Genomic DNA, 19,136 nt, shown 5'->3' on the forward strand with positions numbered 1-19,136 from the left:
ATTACTTCTTGTTGTAATCCAACATATTCCAGTTACCGATGTCGGTATTCACACCATCACCACCTTCTTGACCATCTGCGCCTAAGCTAAAGATATCAATCGCGCCATGTTCACCTGGTGCCACATAATGGTACTCATAACCCCAAGGATCTTTAGGTAGACGCTTAATATAACCACCATCACGGTAATTACGCGGCTCAGGAGAAGAAGACGGCTTTGTCACCAATGCCTCTAAACCTTGATCGGTTGTTGGATATACGCTGTTATCTAACTTGTACATTTCTAAAGACTGTTCAAGCGCACTAATATCTGTCACAACTTTTTGTTGGTCAGCTTTTTCTTTGTTACCTAATAGATTGGGAACGACTAAACTCGCCAATACGCCCAAAATAACAATTACCACCATTACTTCTAATAGGGTAAAACCACGTTGTTTTTGTTGCATTAAAACCTCCGAAGAAAAACTACATCCCAACCATGTTGTTCAGTTCAATAATTGGCATTAAGGTTGCGATAACAATAAACATTACCACCCCAGCCATAGCGACAATTAATAATGGCTCAAAGACCCCTAGTGCCATATTAACAAGTGATTCAAAATCACGATCTTGGTTATCTGCTGCACGGGTTAGCATTTGCTCTAACTCGCCACTTCGTTCACCACTCGCGATCATGTGTAGCATCATCGGTGGGAACAATTTGGTTTGCTCAAGGGATACTCGTAGACTTCCCCCCTCACGTACATTATCTGCGGCAGATAAAATTTTCTTATTCACATACGTATTGGTCATAACATCAGAAGCGACCTTCATCCCATCCAGTAATGGAATCGCACTGGATGTACAAATCGATAATGTTCGCGCAAAACGTGAGGTATTTAACCCTCGTGCGACTTTACCAATCACTGGTACATGTAAGATCCCGCGATCCCACTTCATCCGATACTTAGGCTGCTTGAGGGCTGTCTTGATCAAAGCAATGATTGATACAATCACCACAACGACCACTAATCCCCAATGCTGAACAAAATTACTTGCTGCCAATAACACTTCGGTAATGGTGGGTAATTGTTGCCCCATTTGTACAAATTGATCGACAATTTTAGGCACAACCGTTGCTAGCAAAAATGCCACCACAGACACAGCGACAAGCGTTAACATGATGGGATAGATCATCGCTTGCTGTAATTTACTGCGCATTTGTTGCCGGTTTTCGGTGTAGTCTGCCAAACGATTTAAAATCGTATCAAGGTGGCCCGATTTTTCTCCCGCCGCCACCATGGCGCGAAAGAGTTGGTCAAAAATATGAGGATATTCCGCCATACTGTCAGCTAAGGTATATCCTTCTACTACCCGAGAACGCACCGCCAATAAAATGTTTTTTAGACGTGGCTTTTCGTTTTGCTCAGCAACCGCCTTGATACATTCTTCTAATGGCATTGAGGCTTGTACCAGTGTTGCTAACTGACGGGTGATCAGGGCAAGTTCATTGGTACTGATCCCACGTTTAAAGCTGAACTGTTTACGCGTCGGGGTTTTACTGCGACTTTGACCTGAGGTTTGAGTAACCTCTATCGGCACCATGCCTTTTTCACGTAATTGTTGGCGTACTTGACGGGCAGTATCCCCCTCAATCACCCCTTTTTTCTGTCGGCCTTTGGCATCTAAGGCTTTATATTCAAATGCCGCCATTAGCCCTCCTTCGTCACACGCATCACTTCTTCAAGTGTGGTGATCCCTTGACGTGCTTTCGCTAAACCATCATCACGAATACTCGGTGTATATTGACGCACGTATTTCTCAATCGCTTGCTCACCCGCCTCGCCATGGATCAACTCTTGTACTTGTTCATCCACCAGCAATAGTTCATGAATACCCGTACGACCACGATAACCTTTTTGGTTACAGTACTCACAACCAGATGGGCGATATAATGTCAGTGGTTCAGATTCAGCTAAATTAAATAGCTTTTTCTGCTGGCTATCGGCTTCATAAGGCTGACGACAATCTTGACATAGCGTACGCACTAATCGCTGGGCTAACACCCCAAGCAATGACGATGACACTAAGAAAGGTTCAATACCCATATCACGTAAACGGGTGATCGCCCCGACCGCAGTATTAGTGTGGAGGGTAGATAACACCATATGGCCTGTCAGTGATGCTTGAACAGCAATAGCTGCAGTTTCTAAATCACGGATCTCACCGATCATCACCACATCGGGATCTTGACGAAGAATGGCACGCAAACCTCGCGCAAACGTCATATCAACTTTGCTATTAACTTGAGTTTGTCCAATGCCATCAATATCAAATTCAATCGGATCTTCGACGGTTAAGATATTGCGCTCAGCACTGTTTAGCTCTTGCAAACCCGCATACAACGTCGTGGACTTACCCGAACCTGTCGGACCTGTGACCAAGATAATACCGTGTGGACGCTCGATGATTTTTCTAAACGCTTGATGATTTTCCGACGTCATACCTAAGCTATGCAAATCAAGGCGTGTCGCGTTTTTATCTAATAAACGCAATACGACTCGCTCACCATGAGAAGAAGGCATGGTTGATACACGTACATCAACCGCACGACCACCAATTCGCAGTGAAATACGACCATCTTGAGGAATACGTTTTTCTGCAATATCAAGCTTTGCCATAACCTTAATACGTGAAACAAGCAGCGGTGCCAATTTACGACTTGGCTGTAAGACTTCACGTAACATGCCATCAATACGAAAACGGATTGACAGTACTTTTTCAAAGGTTTCGATGTGGATATCAGATGCCCCTTCTTTGATCGCTTCGGCCAACATGGCATTGATCAATTTGATAATAGGTGCATCATCTTCCGATTCCAGCAAATCTTCTGTTTCAGGTAAGTCTTCAGCAAGCGCAAAGAAATCATCGCTATCAGAGCCCAAATCTTGCATTAACTGGCGTGCTTCTGATGAATCACGTTGGTATGCTTGTGTTAACTTTTGCTCAAACTCACTGTCATTTAATGCGATGGGCGTAAAACAGCAACCTAGCACTCGACGCACTTCAGCAAGTACTGCAGCAGACAGTTGTCCACTGAAATAGAGTTGCCATCCTTGCTCACCAGCCTCTACCACCACATGATGGCGTTTGGCAAAAGAGAAAGGTAATCGAAACGTTACCATTGATTCTGTTTCTAAAAACCCATCAGCCATTAGTGTTGCTCCAACTGAGAAACAAAGGCACGCACTTCAGCTGGTAAATCCATGTCTTCACCGTATTTTGGTAATACCGGCATATCTGCGTCCATCAAGCGCATACCTTGCTCTGCTTTGTATAACTGCTGCGCACGAATATAGTTGTATTTACGCTGAGTCAAACCGTCAGCACTCATCCCATCACGTAAAATAGTTGGGCGAATGAAAACCATTAGGTTGGTTTTTTCAGTTTGGTTATTGGTAGAGCGGAATAACGCACCAAGCACAGGAATATCACCTAAAATCGGTACTCTTTGCTCAGATTCAAGGGTCTTCTCTTGCATTAAGCCACCTAAAGCGATCATGTTACCGTCTTTAACCAATACCGATGTGGTTAGCTCTCGCTTATCAAAACGAATATCAACGGCACCATTAGCATCAGCCACTTGCGAGACAACTTGTTCAATCTTCATTTGAACCGAGTCCCCTTCGTTGATCTGCGGGGTGACTTTAAGTCGAATACCGACATCCTTACGTTCAACCGTAGTAAACGGATTATCGTTATTAGAGCCGGTTTGTGAACCAGTCGTCACAGGGACTTCCTGACCAACCGATAAATTCGCTTCTTGGTTATCCAATACCGTGATATTCGGTGTCGATAATACATTCACATTTCGGTTTGCTTGAACGGCTGTCACTAACGCAGTCCAATCACCCAATGCAATTGCAGCAGCAGCCCCTTTCACACCACCAAGGAAAGCAGCCATTGGTGCTAAATCACCACTTTCTGTCGTCACGATAGGGGGTAATTCCGCACCAGTATCAGGATCGTAACGTTTTTGTGTTGTCGTTTTGTCTTTCGCTGCTTCTTGCGCAGATAGCAAACCACCAATTGGTGCACCACTGTTACCAAACTGGATAACACCGCCGTCTTGTGAGCCCCACTGCACACCGAAATCGACACCATCACCTTCTTGTACTTCAACAATCATGGCTTCGATATGGACTTGGGCACGACGAATATCTAATTGAGAGATAATCGACTCAAGTTTATTCATCACATCACTTGGCGCAGAGATAATCAGAGAGTTAGTCGCGTCATGCGCAGAAATCATGACTTCATCTTTACTCGATTGACTCACTTGTGGCGTGTTACTCTTATTTGCCGCTTGGATATTTTCAGACACGCCTTTTAACACATCAACCATATCAGCGGCTTTGGCGTATTTTAAGTAAATAACGCGACTGTTGCCGCTTGCTGCCATTTCTTTGTCAAGCTTATGAATCAAGGCTTTTAAACGTTCCCGAACTTTAGGATCGCCTGAAATTAATACTGAGTTGGTACGCTCATCTGCTACCGCTTTCGGGATCAAAAATCCTGGGGTTGATTTCGCATCAGCACTTTTATTTAACGCCTCAACGATACGCACCATCTCAGGTGCTGAAGCATTATTCAGCGACACGACGGTCACGTCTTTATTACCAGCACGATCGACACGCTCAATAATATCCGCTAAGCGGTTAACCACCGCAGCACGACCAGTGATCATAATGATATTGGCAGGATCGTAGTGAACAACGTTACCCGCACCCGCATTATCGTTAAGTTGGCGTAATAATGGGGAGAGCTCTCGCACTGACACGTTTTTTACTGCAATCACACGCGTAACCACAGCATCACCAGGCACATTACTGTCATTCGCGCCCACAACTGGGATCGCTGAGGTTTTGGCATCTTTATCACGAATAACTTTGAGTACGCCATCTTCCATTTCCACAACAGCAAAACCATAGACTTCCAATACGTTAAGGAAGAAACGGTAATACTGCTCATCATTAAGAAGATCATAACTGCGCACATTTACCTGACCACGAACCGCAGGATCAATAATGATCGTCTTATGTAATGAACGTCCAACAATATTGATGAACTCTTGAATATCTGTCCCTTTGAAATTAGCACTTAGCTCATCAGCCATTGCCGAACTACAAAGCAAGCTACTTGCTAACCATAGGGCACTTTTACCCATTAATTTTTTCACAAAAAACTCCTGCGTTTTCGTCTTTTTTTGTCACGCAATGCACTGCTATTATTGCAGTTCAATGTGAATATCATGAACTTGACCGCCGCGTTCAACCGTCAAAGTAAAATCAGTCGCTGAAGAAAGCTCAGCCCAGAGCTTTGCCATCACACTTGGATCGGTCAGGCTATTTCCGTTAATCGCCACCGCTAAATCATTCGCTTTCAGGCCAACAGAATCAAATAAAATTCGGTCTTTACCCGGATTCACTCGATATCCCTGTACTTCGCCATCCTTCTTCACTTGAGATAAGCGGATATAACTAAATAGAGATTGAGGTTGAGCTAAAATTTTCTTTTTGATCTCAGCTAATTTCGAGCTGTCGACATTCGGTTTAGTCGCGTTATTCGAGGTTGATTTTTGCGTAGCTGGCTGGGCTGATTTAGAGAATTTTAATCCCTCAAGCATCACGGTTTCATCACGACCACTATTGCTAATAATAACGCGATCGTTATACACCGCTTTTAATGTCACACGGGTACCATCAACAACTTCATTGACACCATAAGTATTCTGCTTACCGTTGTTTGTGATCACGGCAAAGGCGGATTGAGGATCACTGCTCGCGACAACCCCAACCAACTTTAAATTCAATCGCGTTTGTGGCGCGTCTTTTTTAACCGTGGCTTCAACCGGCTTTGGCTGCGCGTTATATTGCCCAAATAGATTCATGGACAATAAGTTACCGACATTAATATCAGATCCTGATGTAGCCACTTTTACTGACTTCGCTTGCCAAGGTGCCACTGTCGCTGGCGGCGCTAATAACATCCACACCATACGACCAGAAATCCACGCTAAAATAACCACTAGTAGCCACGTTAGTAGTCGTGTAAGTGTACGCTGAGATAGCGGGCGCTTTGTGATTATCATGGGCAGCCATGTAGATACTTGCATAGTGGAAATCCATTCAATGAATATCGGGAGGTATATTATCGCTCCCTATATAAACAAGGGGTATTGTAATCAACTTTTATGATCTCTTTTTAACACATTGAATGCTATTCATTATTGTAAAAAAGAAGCAAATTACTCAAAAGACTAACGATAATTTGTAATAAATTCTTGCTTGATGATTGAAAACCCCGATTAACATCACCATTTATTAGAAATAGGTGATAGCTGACGCTATTAAAACAATATGATATTTTATCGCCCCTTTGAATAAAGGAACCGTTATGGGTCAAGCGACATCCGAACTAAAACAGGTTCGTCTTGATAAATGGTTATGGGCTGCACGTTTTTATAAAACACGTTCTGTTGCTCGCACGATGATAGATGGCGGCAAAGTGCAATATAACGGACAACGCTCAAAACCAAGTAAGATGGTTGAAGTTGGCGCAGAAGTAAAATTGCGCCAAGGTAACGATGAAAAGACCGTTACCATCGAAAAAATCTCTGATACCCGCCGTGGTGCACCGGAAGCACAATTGCTATATCAAGAAACAGCACAAAGTATTGAATTACGGGAACGCCATGCACAAATGCGCAAACTCAATGCTTTTGATAGTCCGAGTCCGATCAAACGACCAGATAAAAAACAGCGTCGTGACATCATGAGATTCAAAAACATCAATACATCAGAATAAAAGGTTGCCAGCCTTAATCAATTCATCGTTGGTAATAGCAGAGTACTTTATATCAAGTAAGCCAAATGCTGAGCCACATGAGTTCATTGAAATACTGGGTATAACGCACTTAGATGCACTACCAAATATGATGCAGGGTTGGCACCACAGCTGGAGAGAAAGAGAAAATGACACAAGATTTTTTAAACCGTTACCTATTTGATGGCGTTTCAGTACGTGGTGAGTTAGTACAGTTAGGTGATACTTACCAACAAATTCTTTCAACCACTGAGTACCCAGCACCAATCAAAACACTACTTGGTGAATTGTTAGTCGCAACCAGTCTATTAACAGCAACGCTAAAATTTGAAGGCTCAATCACCGTACAATTACAAGGTGATGGTCCTGTTAGCCTCGCTGTGATTAATGGCGATCAGAACCAAAAGCTACGTGGTGTAGCTCGTTGGGAAGGTGACATTAAAGACGGTAGCACTATCCATGATCTAATGGGCAAAGGCTACATGGTGATCACAATCCTTCCTACCAAAGGTGAGCGTTACCAAGGTGTCGTTGGTCTTGAAGGTGAAACCATGGCGGAATGTTTAGAGACTTACTTTAAAAACTCTGAGCAGCTAAAAACACGTATCTGGCTACGTACCGGTGAGTTTGAAGGCCAACCTAAAGCTGCGGGTATGCTATTACAAGTAATGCCCGATGGTCAGGGCGGTGAAAGCGATTTTGAGCACTTAGAAACAATTACTGATACGGTAAAAGATGACGAACTATTTAGCTTAGATGCACAAGATCTACTGTACCGTTTATACCACCAAGAAGAAGTAAAAGTATTCGAACCACAAGCCGTCAGCTTTGAATGTAGCTGCTCTCGTGATCGTAGTGGTTCAGCAGTTATTAGCCTTCACCCTGACGAGATTGAAAAAATCTTAGCGGAAGATGGAAAAGTATCACTGCATTGTGATTACTGTGGTACCGACTATGACTTCGATAGCATTGATATTGCAGCACTTCGTGAAAATGCAGGCAATGCTGACGATAGCAAGGTTCATTAATTCTCGCTTCGTATTAAGCCTGAAATATAATTACAAAGCCGGCATATATGCCGGCTTTCTCATATTGCAAAACAACATTCCAGCTAAAACTTGAAAGTGAATCACTAAAAAGCGCTTCTTTTTTCACCAGAAATAATAATTCAACCCCCTAGATTTCTGCTTTAACCGCCCTGTAAACTAAATAAAAACATCTAATTCACACGCCCGTTAGCCTTTGCAAAAGCTAGGGTTATTTATGATGTATATCCCTGATTTAGCCCGTTATGGTTAATAGTTAAACAACATCTTACCCAAGGAGCGCCAATGAGCACAATGTGTGTCGATAATAAGGTTGCAACGAACATGGATTTGTCCCAATACGGAATACTCAATGTTACAGATGTGATTCGTAATCCTTCTTACGAAATACTGTTCGCAGAAGAGACGAAAACAGAGTTAAAAGGGTTTGAAAAAGGCATTGTCACCGAGCTCGGTGCAATTGCTGTTGATACAGGGATATTTACTGGTCGTTCACCACAAGATAAATTTATTGTCAAAGACGACACCACCCAAGATACCTTGTGGTGGTCAGATCAAGGCAAAAACGATAATAAACCACTTAGCCAACAAGCATGGCATGATCTTAAATCTCTCGTAACAGCGCAACTCTCTAACAAACGTCTTTTTGTGGTAGATGGCTATTGTGGCGCTAACCCTGATACACGTATATGTATTCGAGTGATCACTGAAGTCGCTTGGCAAGCACACTTCGTTAAAAACATGTTTATTCGCCCAACAGAAGCAGAGTTAGCAACATTTGAGCCCGACTTTGTGATCATGAATGGCTCGAAGTGTACTAATCCTAAATGGCAAGAGCACGGCATGAACTCAGAGAACTTCACGGTATTTAACCTCTCTGAAAAAATGCAACTTATTGGCGGTACATGGTATGGCGGTGAGATGAAAAAAGGGATGTTCGCGATGATGAACTACTTTTTACCTCTCAAAGGCATTGCCTCTATGCATTGCTCTGCCAATATAGGGGAAAATGGTGATACCGCTATCTTTTTTGGCTTATCTGGCACAGGTAAAACAACCTTATCAACGGATCCTAAGCGAGCATTAATTGGTGATGATGAGCATGGTTGGGATGACAACGGTGTGTTTAACTTTGAAGGTGGATGTTATGCAAAAACCATTAATCTTTCAAAAGAAGCTGAACCTGATATCTACCATGCTATTCGTCGTGATGCGTTACTGGAGAACGTAACCGTACGTAATGATGGTTCTATCGATTTTAATAATAATTCAAAAACAGAAAACACTCGCGTGTCTTACCCGATTTATCATATCAATAATATCGTAAAACCTATCTCAAAAGGTGGCCATGCCAATAAGGTTATTTTCTTATCGGCAGATGCTTTTGGTGTATTACCTCCGGTATCAAAGCTAACCCCCGAGCAAACTAAATATCACTTCTTATCAGGTTTTACTGCAAAACTCGCGGGAACGGAACGTGGTATTACAGAGCCGACACCGACTTTCTCTGCATGTTTTGGTAATGCTTTTTTAACCCTCCACCCAACAAAATATGCTGAAGTGTTAGTGAAACGTATGGAAGCTGCGGGAGCTGAAGCCTACTTAGTCAATACAGGCTGGAATGGCACCGGTAAACGTATTTCGATCCAAGATACTCGTGGCATTATCGATGCGATTTTAGATGGCTCAATTGATAGCGCACCAACCAAACAAATTCCTATTTTCAATTTAACCGTACCAACGGCATTACCCGGTGTCGCCTCTGAAATTCTAGATCCTCGTGATACCTATACCGACCCACTACAATGGGAAAGTAAAGCCAAAGATCTTGCCAGTCGATTTATCGCAAACTTCGATAAATATACTGATACCGCAGAAGGCGAGTCTTTAGTCAAAGCAGGCCCGCAGCTCGATTAAGTGTCAAACAACCCAGCCCCTATCGGTAGGGGCTTTTTTATCTCTCACATCACTGATCTACTATAAATTCAAAACCATAGCGTGCCTCAAATCCGACTCACATATCTTGCCAAGTACTGATATTTGCGCCAATCTCATCATATAGATAATAAAATGTGTTAATGGCTTTCAGGGAATGAATTATGCGTTGGGTTGCCAAACTTATTGCTTCTGTATTACTGCTTGGCGGACTGAGTATTGTGGCACTGCTCGTATTGCTGCAAACCCGCTATGCCACTCCCATACTCAACCATACCCTCGCCTTTTTCTCCCACTATCAGTTAGCTGAAACACAATTACACTATGATATAAAACAACCACTACAAATAACGCTTCAACCACTCACTGTAAAAAAGGCGAATAAAACCTTATTGTCAGTTGACAGTATCTCTCTCGAACTTTCATCACGTTCATTACAAACGCAGCGTCTGGTGTTTTCCAATGTCATTATTGATGGGATCGATTTACATCATCAGCAATGGGATAAATTTGAACAACTCTCAGCCTTTTCTATTGATCGTTTAGCAATTAATGATCTCTCAATAGCCACTCCCGCGATAACAATCAACCATGCACAGCTTCAAATCGATAATTGGCAATATATTGATCCTCAGCAACCTTGGTGGCTGCAATTTAGCGGGCAGTTTCAATTAAGCGTTCCACAAATAACATGGCACAATCAAACGCTAGAAAATCTGTTATTAAACGGGACAAAACAGAAGCAACAGTGGCAACTGACAGGATTTTCAGGGAGATGGCAACAAGCGAACTTTAATGGTACGGCAAACTATAACAGTGACACCCAGTTATTAACGTTAGATCAACTCACGCTAACCAACCTTCGGATCCAACAATCACAACCATTAGCCGCATGGCCGAAATGGTTAGCAGATGCCACACCCGTTCGTCATATCATGATTAAACGCGCTGACGTTTTAGATAGTAGTATTGAACAACCTATTTGGGCTGCTGATAATATTAGTTTGTCATTAGAAAACTGGTCATGGCCTAACAGTTACTGGCAACAAGATAACGCCCATTTATCTGTCAGTGCCAGTAATGCGAAATGGCACGATATCGTATTTGAACAACCGATCGTTGAGCTGAATTTTATGCCGGAAAAGATCAACAGTCAGGGTATTTCGGCTCAGTTACTCAATGGTTATATACGTATGGATGGTGACATTTCACCTGACAAGATCAAACTAAAAAAATTGTTGGTCTCAGGAATAAAAGGCTTTCTTCCTCCACACTGGTTCCATACGACAAAAACATTAACCTCAAGGCTATCAGAGCTAACTATCGATAAGCTTGATATCAATAATATACAGTTAACATCAACAGACACTCAGCTACCGTTTCAACTCGCCGGGATCAACATTGATGGTAATGGTGTAGTAGTAAAGCATCAGCATCAATGGGGCTTATGGCAAGGCAACCTTGATACCAGCCTTGGCTTTGCCAGCATCAACCAAATTGTTTTTATCGATCCGATTGTAGAAATGAGCAGTGCCAATGGCGATTGGGCGATCAATAAATTTGTCTTACCTTTTACTGATGGCATGCTAACAGCGAATGCGGATATTCAATTAGCACAACAAGGTCAGCCTTGGTCTCTTTCTATCTCTAGCGATAGTGTTCCCGCTGCTCTCATTTATCGTTGGTTCAAATTACCACTGCCATTAAACGGTAAAATTGACGGAACATTACACGCACAAGGATTAGCAAGTAATCGCCAAAGCTTCAATTACAGTTTATCTGGACAAACCGCTCTCACCTTTAGAGATATTCATTTAGATAATATTGCACCAACCCAATTACTCACTCATTGGAAAACAAAAGGGAATTTACTCGGTACGGTATTAGGTAGCAGCAATGAAAATAGCGATAGTAATGCTCAAGCATTAATACTATCGCCACTGAATATCACGGCTGAAAGGGGAAGAATTACCATTCCTACTTGGCTCGCAAGCAATGATAATTTTAGCCTATCACTCACCAGTCAATGGGATCTGGCGCTCCCAACACAGCAACAACTGGAGTGGGTATTAAAGGAAAACTGCCAACAAGTCGATCGTCGTTGGCATGCCGATCAAATAGAAGTGAATTCGTTTTCAACGTGTAGCGGCAAGATCAAATAAGTACCGGTAAAACTGGAAGCAACTTTACCACCGCTATACACATTCACATCGACACTGATACGACCTTTACGACCTTTCGCTAAGCGATCAATATCACCGCGTAAGTTTTCTATGGTGCTCACCGCTTTAGGTCGTTCAGTCACAGGGGCTGAATAACGGATATGGCTATCAACCAAAATGATATTGCCCTCTAATCCACGTTCTTTCAGCAATAACCAAATAAAACCCCATCCCGCTAAGGTTGCCATGGTAAAAATGCTCCCCGCAAACATAAACTCATTGGGGTTTAAATTAGCATTAAACAGCGCACTCACCTCAAAGCGATAACCTGTGTATTGGTTGATTTTTATCCCCATTTTATCGCTGATCGGGATCTGTTGTTGCCACAGTGTTTGTAACTCCTGACACCATTCAGGATGACGCACAACTTCATTTAATGGCTCTAGATGTTTCAGCATTTGTTGGTGACGAACAGGACCTCGCTCATCACTCAATTCACCTTCACTGGCAAAACCATTTTTTAAATAAAAAGGAATAGCATCTTCACGGGCATTACACACCATCCGCTTAGCACCGTCTTGCCTTGCGAGTGACTCTAAAGCCATTAAAATTAAGCCACCTAAACCATGGCGGCGAACATTAGGATCAACCGCCATGTAACGTACTTGTCCCTCATTATCAGGCGTTAAATATAAACGCCCAATCGCCACCACCTGATCACGATTATTGATGATCATACGATGTTCACTCAATTCATCATACGCATCACGTTCAGAGCCTTGTGGCATCTGCCAAGGTTCACGCAACATCCGCCAACGAAAATGGTAATAGCTCGCCAACTGCTCATCTGTTTGAGGCGTCACTAATCGAAACATGAATTCCCTCTCTTTCCATTCTCGGTTTATGGTGTATATCTGATACTAATGTGATTTTCTAGACTTGTAGCCAAAACGTCACTGGACCATCGTTATTTAGTGCTACTTGCATATCGGCAGCAAAGATACCCGTTTCTGTCTGAATTTCTTTTACCTTACATTGTTCGACAAAATATTCATAAAGACGTTCAGCATCAACAGGTGCAGCCCCACTCGAAAAACCTGGCCGCATACCCTTTTTAGTATCCGCCGCTAACGTAAATTGTGAAACCACCAACACACTGCCACCCGCCTGCTGCACGTTTAAATTCATTTTGCCATCGTCATCACTAAAGACACGGTAACCGAGCACTTTATCACGCAGCTTTTGTGCTTTTGCTTCGTCATCACCTTTTTCAACGCCTAACAGCACTAACAAGCCTTTGCCAATGGCGCCAGTGATCTGTCCATCCACTGTCACGCTAGCCTCAGTAACTCGTTGGATCAGTGCAATCATTTTTCTTCCTCTTTCATATTCTGCGACGTGTCATCCGATTTTTGCTCTGTCGGTAATGATAACTGATTAGCCTGATCCCAAAAACCACGCTCACCTAAACTAGCGGTGATCTCTGCGCCCAGTAAAACAATGCACCAACATAAATAAATCCAAACAAATAAGATAGGAATTGCAGCTAAGGCGCCGTAAATCATCTGATAAGAATGAAAATGCGCGAGGTAAATCGCAAAACCTTTCTTACTTAGCTCAAATAAAATACTCGCACTTAGACTACCAATCAGTGCATGGCGGAACGTCACTTTACCATTCGGCACTAATAAGTAGAGCAATAAAAATGCCAAGCTAGACATAAGAGAAGGAAACCAGCGTAAGGACTGCTGTAAAAGGCCGTGTAATGCTTGATGTTCAAGCAATGCCAGTGAACCAAGGTAAGAGCTTACCGCAATACTAGAACCCAACAGAATCGGTCCTAACGTTAAAATCATCCAATAGATTGAAAATGAAATAACCCAACGACGTTTCTGTTTAATTCGCCAGATATAATTTAACGAGGTATCTATTGATGAAATCAACATCATGGCAACCACAAACAAAGCCGCAATACCGACAGCCGTCATTTTGCCAGCATTAGAAACGAACTCATTTAAGTAGGTTTTCACGACCGCGCCAGCCGCTGGTACGAAATTCTCGATCACAAAGTTTTGTAATTGCTCACCGAGCCCTGCAAATACTGGCACTGCTGATAACGCCGAAATAACAACAGTAATGAGCGGCACCAGTGATAATAAAGTGACATAAGCCATTGAGCCTGCGGTAACCGTTAAACGATCATGATTCACTCGCTGGATTAAATACGAAAAATAATCCATCATCAGATGGATTTTGGGACCTAATTGCAACTTCGCCATTGGTTTGTTGTCAGCCTTATAACTTTGTTCTATTAATCTTATACACATTGTGAAAAGGCTTTCATTTTTTTGCCTTCTCTCAACTCTTTATTTGCGTCTTATCAATCAATTCTCTCTTGTTAGAACAAACGTTAAGATTGATTTATTTCAGCGCAGCATGCCTTACTAGGAGCATAACATGCCTTATTTTCTTGCTATTTTACTTAGCGTTAGCTTACTTTCAGGCTGTCAATCAGCCTATTACTCAGCGATGGAGCAAGTTGGCGTCCACAAACGTGACATCATGGTTGATCGGGTAGAAGACGCCAACGCAGCACAAAAAGATGCACAACAGCAATTTACCAGTGCGCTTGAAGGGCTTAAAGCATTAAATAATTTCAATGGTGGTGAGTTAGAAGCCGCATACAATGACGTTAATGATCAATACAAAGACAGTGAAGCAGCAGTCAATAAAGTCAAAGATCGTATCGCTGCTATTGAAGATGTGGCTGATGCATTGTTTGAAGAATGGAATGACGAGCTTGCGCTTTATAAGAGTGCAACACTGAAACGTGATAGTGCAAACAAGCTACGCGCTACCAAAGTACAGTATCAAAAAATGCTATCTGCGATGAAACGTGCAGAGCAAAAAATGGAGCCGGTGTTAGATACTTTGCGTGATAACACATTATACCTAAAGCATAACCTAAATGCTGCCGCCATTGGCTCACTACAAGGTGAGTTCAACTCACTGCAACGCGAGATCCAACAAGCAATCCGCGATATGAACAGCGCTATTGCAGAATCTAACCGCTTTATTGGTCATCTAAAGAAATAAGCTATCGACAAGGTGAGTCAGCGCCAGCGGCTCACCTTTTCTTTGCCCTAACTTCCCTGCCCGACACTTATCTTCAACCATTCGCCACAATCCCCCCATATTTCCACCCTTCAGATACAACAATCCCCCGATTGTTACCAACCGAGGGATTGCTTAATAACTAATGAAATTAATCAGTAATTACTTTGTACGACCAGCACGCTTACGATCGTTTTCAGTAAGAAGTTTCTTACGAATACGGATGCTTAAAGGTGTCACTTCTACTAGTTCATCGTTATCGATGAATTCTAGTGCTTGCTCAAGTGTGTACTTGATAGCTGGAGAAAGAGTTTGCGCTTCGTCAGTACCAGAAGCACGAACGTTTGTAAGCTGCTTACCTTTCAGGCAGTTAACTGTAAGGTCGTTAGAACGGTTATGAATACCGATGATCTGACCTTCGTAAACTTCGTCTGCGTGCTCAGCAAATAGACGGCCACGCTCTTGTAGGTTAAACAATGCATAAGTCAGTGCTTTACCTGTTGCGTTAGAAATCAATACACCGTTGTTACGCTGACCGATAGTACCGCCCTTGTGAGGACCGTAGTGATCAAACGTATGGTAAAGAAGACCTGAACCTGAAGTCAGTGTCATGAACTCAGTTTGGAAACCGATAAGACCACGAGAAGGCATCATGAAGTCCATGCGAACACGGCCTTTACCATCTGGTGCCATATCAGTTAGCTCACCTTTACGAAGACCGATATTTTCCATGATACCGCCTTGGTGCTCTTCCACCACGTCGATTGTCACAGTTTCAAACGGTTCCATTAGCTGGCCGTCTTCTTCTTTGATGATAACTTCTGGACGTGATACTGCTAGCTCGTAGCCTTCACGACGCATATTTTCGATCAGGATAGATAGGTGAAGTTCACCACGGCCTGATACGCGGAATTTATCTGGGTCAGCTGTTTCTTCAACACGTAGTGCAACGTTGTGTACTAGTTCTTTTTGAAGACGCTCTAGGATGTTACGTGAAGTAACGAACTTACCTTCTTTACCAGCAAACGGAGAGTTGTTTACTTGGAAAGTCATAGTAACTGTTGGCTCATCAACAGAAAGAGGCGTTAGCGCTTCAACACAGTTCTGATCACAAATAGTGTCAGAAATCTTAAGCTCGCCAAGACCTGTGATTGCAATGATGTCGCCCGCTTTCGCTTCTTCAACTTCATGACGCTCAAGACCTAGGTAACCTAGAACTGTACCTACTTTACCGTTACGCTTAGAACCGTCAGCACTTACGATAGTGACTTGTTGGTTAGCTTTCACTGTACCACGAGTAATACGCGCAACACCGATAACACCAACGTAAGAGCTGTAATCTAGCTGAGAGATTTGCATCTGTAGTGGGCCATCAACATCTACTGAAGGCGCTGCAACGTTATCAACGATAGATTGGAACAATGGTTCCATGTTCTCGCCAGTTTCGCCTTCTTCTAGTGTTGCCCAACCGTTTAGTGCTGATGCGTAAACCACTTGGAAGTCTAGTTGTTCGTCAGTTGCACCAAGGTTATCGAATAGGTCAAATACTTGATCCATAACCCACTCAGGACGTGCACCTGGACGGTCAATCTTGTTGATAACAACGATTGGCTTAAGACCGTATGCAAACGCTTTTTGCGTTACGAAACGAGTTTGAGGCATCGGGCCGTCAACTGCATCAACGATAAGCAATACAGAGTCAACCATAGACATGATACGCTCTACTTCACCACCGAAATCGGCGTGTCCAGGGGTATCTACGATGTTGATGCGGTAGTCATTCCAGTTGATTGCTGTGTTCTTAGCAAGAATGGTAATGCCACGCTCTTTCTCGATATCGTTAGAATCCATCACACGTTCTTCGGCTTCGCCGCGACCCTCTAACGTGCCAGACTGCTGTAGAAGTTTATCAACCAAGGTAGTTTTACCATGGTCAACGTGAGCAATAATTGCGATATTTCTTAATTTATCGATCGATTGATTAGACATTAGTTTCACATTCACTCAGAACATGCAGCATCTTCACTAGAGGCTACTTGATTAAAAAAACGGCTCATAATTTAACAGATTTTACGCCAAAACCCACGAAATATGTGATTTATATCACCAGCTTTTTTATGACCATGCTCTAGAGCCGCATTTTTACTCGCTTTTTGGCCTGATTTTATTTTTTTGAACCCTTCTATTCAGACCATAAATCCCCACTTAACCCTGTTTTCTCACTCCCTACGGATAAAAACATCATTAGAGGTACACAGTTCTCCTTTAATAATAAAAACTCTTTTTTAAGGAGATTATGAATTGACAATAATTTTTAACATCGCGATAGTAAGCATGTTCTATTATTGTTAACGACACATCGCTGCACCAAAACGGTGCATCAATGCATCAAGATAGTGCAAAAATGGATTAATTAAGCTTTAGCAATGCGTAAAAACCGCATTCTTAAAGCTTTTAAAAATTGGCATGGTTTTCGCTTAAGAACATTCAGAACTGCTCATTCTCAGAAATGAGCAACACTAGATTTGCGGCCATGCCCTTATATAACACCGGAGGTTACTCAAGATGTCAGTAGAAAACGTACTAGCGCTGATCCAGGAAAATGAAGTTAAGTTTATTGACCTACGTTTTACCGATACAAAAGGTAAAGAACAGCATATCTCGATCCCATCTCATCAAATTGATGCTGATTTCTTCGAAGAAGGTAAAATGTTTGATGGCTCTTCAGTTGCAGGTTGGAAGGGTATCAACGAATCAGACATGGTAATGATGCCTGACGCATCAAGCGCGGTACTAGACCCATTCACTGAAGACGCTACGCTAAATATCCGTTGTGATATTTTAGAGCCAGCAACAATGCAAGGTTACGACCGTGATCCTCGCTCTATCGCGAAGCGTGCAGAAGAGTTCATGCGTTCAACAGGTATCGCAGACACGGTTCTTATCGGCCCTGAGCCAGAATTCTTCCTATTTGACGATGTTAAGTTTAACACTGACATGTCTGGCTCTTTCTTCAAAATTGATGACGTAGAAGCTGCATGGAATACCGGTTCTGATTTCGAAGGCGGTAACAAAGGTCACCGTCCAGGTGTTAAAGGCGGTTACTTCCCAGTAGCACCTGTTGATTCATCACAAGACATCCGTTCTGCTATGTGTTTAATCATGGAAGAAATGGGTCTAGTTGTTGAAGCTCACCACCACGAAGTAGCAACAGCAGGTCAAAACGAAATCGCAACACGTTTCAACACGCTAACAACAAAAGCGGATGAAATTCAGATCTACAAGTATGTTGTTCATAACGTTGCACACGCATTCGGTAAAACAGCAACCTTTATGCCTAAGCCACTAGTAGGTGATAACGGTTCTGGTATGCACGTTCACCAATCACTAGCAAAAGATGGTGTAAACCTATTCTCTGGTGATAAGTACGGCGGCCTATCTGAAATGGCACTTTACTACATCGGTGGTATCATCAAGCATGCGCGTGCAATCAACGCATTTGCTAACCCTGCTACGAACTCATACAAGCGTTTAGTTCCAGGCTTTGAAGCTCCAGTAATGCTAGCTTACTCTGCACGTAACCGTTCAGCGTCTATCCGTATTCCTGTAGTACCAAGCCCTAAAGCACGTCGTATCGAAGTACGTTTCGGTGATCCAGCGGCTAACCCATACCTAGCATTTGCTGCAATGCTAATGGCTGGCCTTGACGGTATCCAGAACAAGATCCACCCAGGCGAAGCGATGGATAAAGACTTGTACGACCTACCAGCAGAAGAAGCAGCTGAAATCCCAACAGTTGCAGAATCGCTACAAGGCGCATTACAAGCACTAAGCGACGACCGTGAGTTCCTAACGTCTGGCGGCGTATTCTCTGATGACTTCATCGATTCTTACATCGCACTGAAATCTCAAGACGTTGAGAAAGTAAACATGACAACTCACCCACTAGAGTTTGAACTTTACTACTCTGTTTAAGTAATCACTTAATTACTAAACATTAAATACTTAGGCCTGCT

Annotated in this window: 15 protein-coding genes; 6 read left to right on the plus strand and 9 right to left on the minus strand. The window is 42.8% G+C overall.

Going from position 1 to position 19,136, the window contains the following annotated elements; translation table 11 throughout:
* Position 1 precedes the first annotated feature (1 nt).
* The 5 genes from gspG to gspC are packed head-to-tail and all read right to left on the minus strand — an operon-like array spanning position 2 to position 6,153.
* Positions 2 to 445: a type II secretion system major pseudopilin GspG gene (gene gspG / locus C9J40_RS17400; protein WP_005372551.1), complete on the minus strand. Its 444-nt coding sequence runs from the start codon at positions 443 to 445 to the stop codon at positions 2 to 4.
* A 19-nt stretch (positions 446 to 464) separates the two neighbouring features.
* Positions 465 to 1,691: a type II secretion system inner membrane protein GspF gene (gene gspF / locus C9J40_RS17405; RefSeq protein WP_107207774.1), complete on the minus strand. Its 1,227-nt coding sequence runs from the start codon at positions 1,689 to 1,691 to the stop codon at positions 465 to 467.
* The gene (gspE, locus tag C9J40_RS17410) at positions 1,691 to 3,193 is read right to left on the minus strand and encodes a type II secretion system ATPase GspE (RefSeq protein WP_107247534.1); all 1,503 of its coding nucleotides are present in this window, start codon (positions 3,191 to 3,193) and stop codon (positions 1,691 to 1,693) included. Before gspE ends, gspF begins: the two co-directional genes overlap by 1 nt.
* A complete protein-coding gene (gene gspD / locus C9J40_RS17415; protein ID WP_199187123.1) occupies positions 3,193 to 5,205 on the minus strand; it encodes a type II secretion system secretin GspD in 2,013 nt (670 codons plus the stop codon). The genes gspE and gspD overlap by 1 nt, the downstream gene beginning before the upstream one ends.
* Before the next feature lie 60 nt (positions 5,206 to 5,265).
* Positions 5,266 to 6,153, minus strand: a complete 888-nt coding sequence (gspC, locus tag C9J40_RS17420; RefSeq protein WP_107207777.1) for a type II secretion system protein GspC — start codon at positions 6,151 to 6,153, stop codon at positions 5,266 to 5,268.
* Between the two features lie 281 nt (positions 6,154 to 6,434).
* Between gspC and hslR the strand changes: the two genes are divergently transcribed.
* The 4 genes from hslR (at position 6,435) to C9J40_RS17440 (ending at position 12,006) form a co-directional block, all read left to right on the plus strand.
* Positions 6,435 to 6,845, plus strand: a complete 411-nt coding sequence (gene hslR / locus C9J40_RS17425; protein WP_107207778.1) for a ribosome-associated heat shock protein Hsp15 — start codon at positions 6,435 to 6,437, stop codon at positions 6,843 to 6,845.
* A 167-nt stretch (positions 6,846 to 7,012) separates the two neighbouring features.
* The gene (gene hslO, locus C9J40_RS17430) at positions 7,013 to 7,891 is read left to right on the plus strand and encodes an Hsp33 family molecular chaperone HslO (RefSeq protein ID WP_107207779.1); all 879 of its coding nucleotides are present in this window, start codon (positions 7,013 to 7,015) and stop codon (positions 7,889 to 7,891) included.
* A gap of 303 nt (positions 7,892 to 8,194) precedes the next feature.
* On the plus strand, positions 8,195 to 9,826 hold the full coding sequence (gene pckA, locus C9J40_RS17435; RefSeq protein ID WP_107207780.1) for a phosphoenolpyruvate carboxykinase (ATP): 1,632 nt from the start codon (positions 8,195 to 8,197) through the stop codon (positions 9,824 to 9,826).
* Positions 9,827 to 10,008: 182 nt separating this feature from the next.
* Complete coding sequence (locus C9J40_RS17440; RefSeq protein WP_107247535.1) at positions 10,009 to 12,006, plus strand: AsmA family protein; 1,998 nt, start codon at positions 10,009 to 10,011, stop codon at positions 12,004 to 12,006.
* On the opposite strand, the gene C9J40_RS17445 is transcribed toward C9J40_RS17440, so the two are convergent.
* Genes C9J40_RS17445 through C9J40_RS17455 form a run of 3 tightly spaced genes read right to left on the minus strand, consistent with a single transcriptional unit; the run spans position 11,958 to position 14,285 of the window.
* A complete protein-coding gene (locus tag C9J40_RS17445; protein ID WP_107207782.1) occupies positions 11,958 to 12,881 on the minus strand; it encodes a bifunctional GNAT family N-acetyltransferase/hotdog fold thioesterase in 924 nt (307 codons plus the stop codon). The two genes, C9J40_RS17440 and C9J40_RS17445, sit on opposite strands and share 49 nt — an antisense overlap.
* Positions 12,882 to 12,939: 58 nt before the next feature.
* A complete protein-coding gene (gene dtd / locus C9J40_RS17450; protein WP_045084559.1) occupies positions 12,940 to 13,377 on the minus strand; it encodes a D-aminoacyl-tRNA deacylase in 438 nt (145 codons plus the stop codon).
* Positions 13,374 to 14,285 carry a virulence factor BrkB family protein gene (locus C9J40_RS17455; RefSeq protein ID WP_107207783.1) on the minus strand — a complete coding sequence of 304 codons (912 nt, stop codon included), beginning with the start codon at positions 14,283 to 14,285 and terminating at the stop codon, positions 13,374 to 13,376. The genes dtd and C9J40_RS17455 overlap by 4 nt, the downstream gene beginning before the upstream one ends.
* Positions 14,286 to 14,463: 178 nt before the next feature.
* On the opposite strand from C9J40_RS17455, the gene C9J40_RS17460 reads away from it, so the two are divergent.
* On the plus strand, positions 14,464 to 15,102 hold the full coding sequence (locus tag C9J40_RS17460) for a DUF2959 domain-containing protein (protein ID WP_107207784.1): 639 nt from the start codon (positions 14,464 to 14,466) through the stop codon (positions 15,100 to 15,102).
* A gap of 180 nt (positions 15,103 to 15,282) precedes the next feature.
* Here the strand turns inward: C9J40_RS17460 and typA are convergent, their stop codons facing one another.
* On the minus strand, positions 15,283 to 17,109 hold the full coding sequence (gene typA, locus C9J40_RS17465; protein ID WP_107207785.1) for a translational GTPase TypA: 1,827 nt from the start codon (positions 17,107 to 17,109) through the stop codon (positions 15,283 to 15,285).
* A gap of 576 nt (positions 17,110 to 17,685) precedes the next feature.
* Between typA and glnA the strand changes: the two genes are divergently transcribed.
* Complete coding sequence (glnA, locus tag C9J40_RS17470; RefSeq protein WP_005372511.1) at positions 17,686 to 19,095, plus strand: glutamate--ammonia ligase; 1,410 nt, start codon at positions 17,686 to 17,688, stop codon at positions 19,093 to 19,095.
* Positions 19,096 to 19,136: the final 41 nt, after the last annotated feature.

Source organism: Photobacterium sp. GB-72 (assembly GCF_003026095.1).
Taxonomy (GTDB): domain Bacteria; phylum Pseudomonadota; class Gammaproteobacteria; order Enterobacterales; family Vibrionaceae; genus Photobacterium.

What these genes read in the sequence shown, in the direction of transcription:
- gspE (WP_107247534.1), bottom strand. Translation starts at nt 3,193, where the DNA reads ATGGCTGATGGGTTTTTAGAAACAGAATCAATGGTAACGTTTCGATTA.
- C9J40_RS17455 (WP_107207783.1), bottom strand. Translation starts at nt 14,285, where the DNA reads ATGGCGAAGTTGCAATTAGGTCCCAAAATCCATCTGATGATGGATTAT.
- gspD (WP_199187123.1), bottom strand. Translation starts at nt 5,205, where the DNA reads ATGGGTAAAAGTGCCCTATGGTTAGCAAGTAGCTTGCTTTGTAGTTCG.
- pckA (WP_107207780.1), top strand. Translation starts at nt 8,195, where the DNA reads ATGAGCACAATGTGTGTCGATAATAAGGTTGCAACGAACATGGATTTG.
- gspG (WP_005372551.1), bottom strand. Translation starts at nt 445, where the DNA reads ATGCAACAAAAACAACGTGGTTTTACCCTATTAGAAGTAATGGTGGTA.
- C9J40_RS17440 (WP_107247535.1), top strand. Translation starts at nt 10,009, where the DNA reads ATGCGTTGGGTTGCCAAACTTATTGCTTCTGTATTACTGCTTGGCGGA.
- dtd (WP_045084559.1), bottom strand. Translation starts at nt 13,377, where the DNA reads ATGATTGCACTGATCCAACGAGTTACTGAGGCTAGCGTGACAGTGGAT.
- gspF (WP_107207774.1), bottom strand. Translation starts at nt 1,691, where the DNA reads ATGGCGGCATTTGAATATAAAGCCTTAGATGCCAAAGGCCGACAGAAA.
- gspC (WP_107207777.1), bottom strand. Translation starts at nt 6,153, where the DNA reads ATGCAAGTATCTACATGGCTGCCCATGATAATCACAAAGCGCCCGCTA.
- hslR (WP_107207778.1), top strand. Translation starts at nt 6,435, where the DNA reads ATGGGTCAAGCGACATCCGAACTAAAACAGGTTCGTCTTGATAAATGG.
- C9J40_RS17460 (WP_107207784.1), top strand. Translation starts at nt 14,464, where the DNA reads ATGCCTTATTTTCTTGCTATTTTACTTAGCGTTAGCTTACTTTCAGGC.
- typA (WP_107207785.1), bottom strand. Translation starts at nt 17,109, where the DNA reads ATGTCTAATCAATCGATCGATAAATTAAGAAATATCGCAATTATTGCT.
- glnA (WP_005372511.1), top strand. Translation starts at nt 17,686, where the DNA reads ATGTCAGTAGAAAACGTACTAGCGCTGATCCAGGAAAATGAAGTTAAG.
- C9J40_RS17445 (WP_107207782.1), bottom strand. Translation starts at nt 12,881, where the DNA reads ATGTTTCGATTAGTGACGCCTCAAACAGATGAGCAGTTGGCGAGCTAT.
- hslO (WP_107207779.1), top strand. Translation starts at nt 7,013, where the DNA reads ATGACACAAGATTTTTTAAACCGTTACCTATTTGATGGCGTTTCAGTA.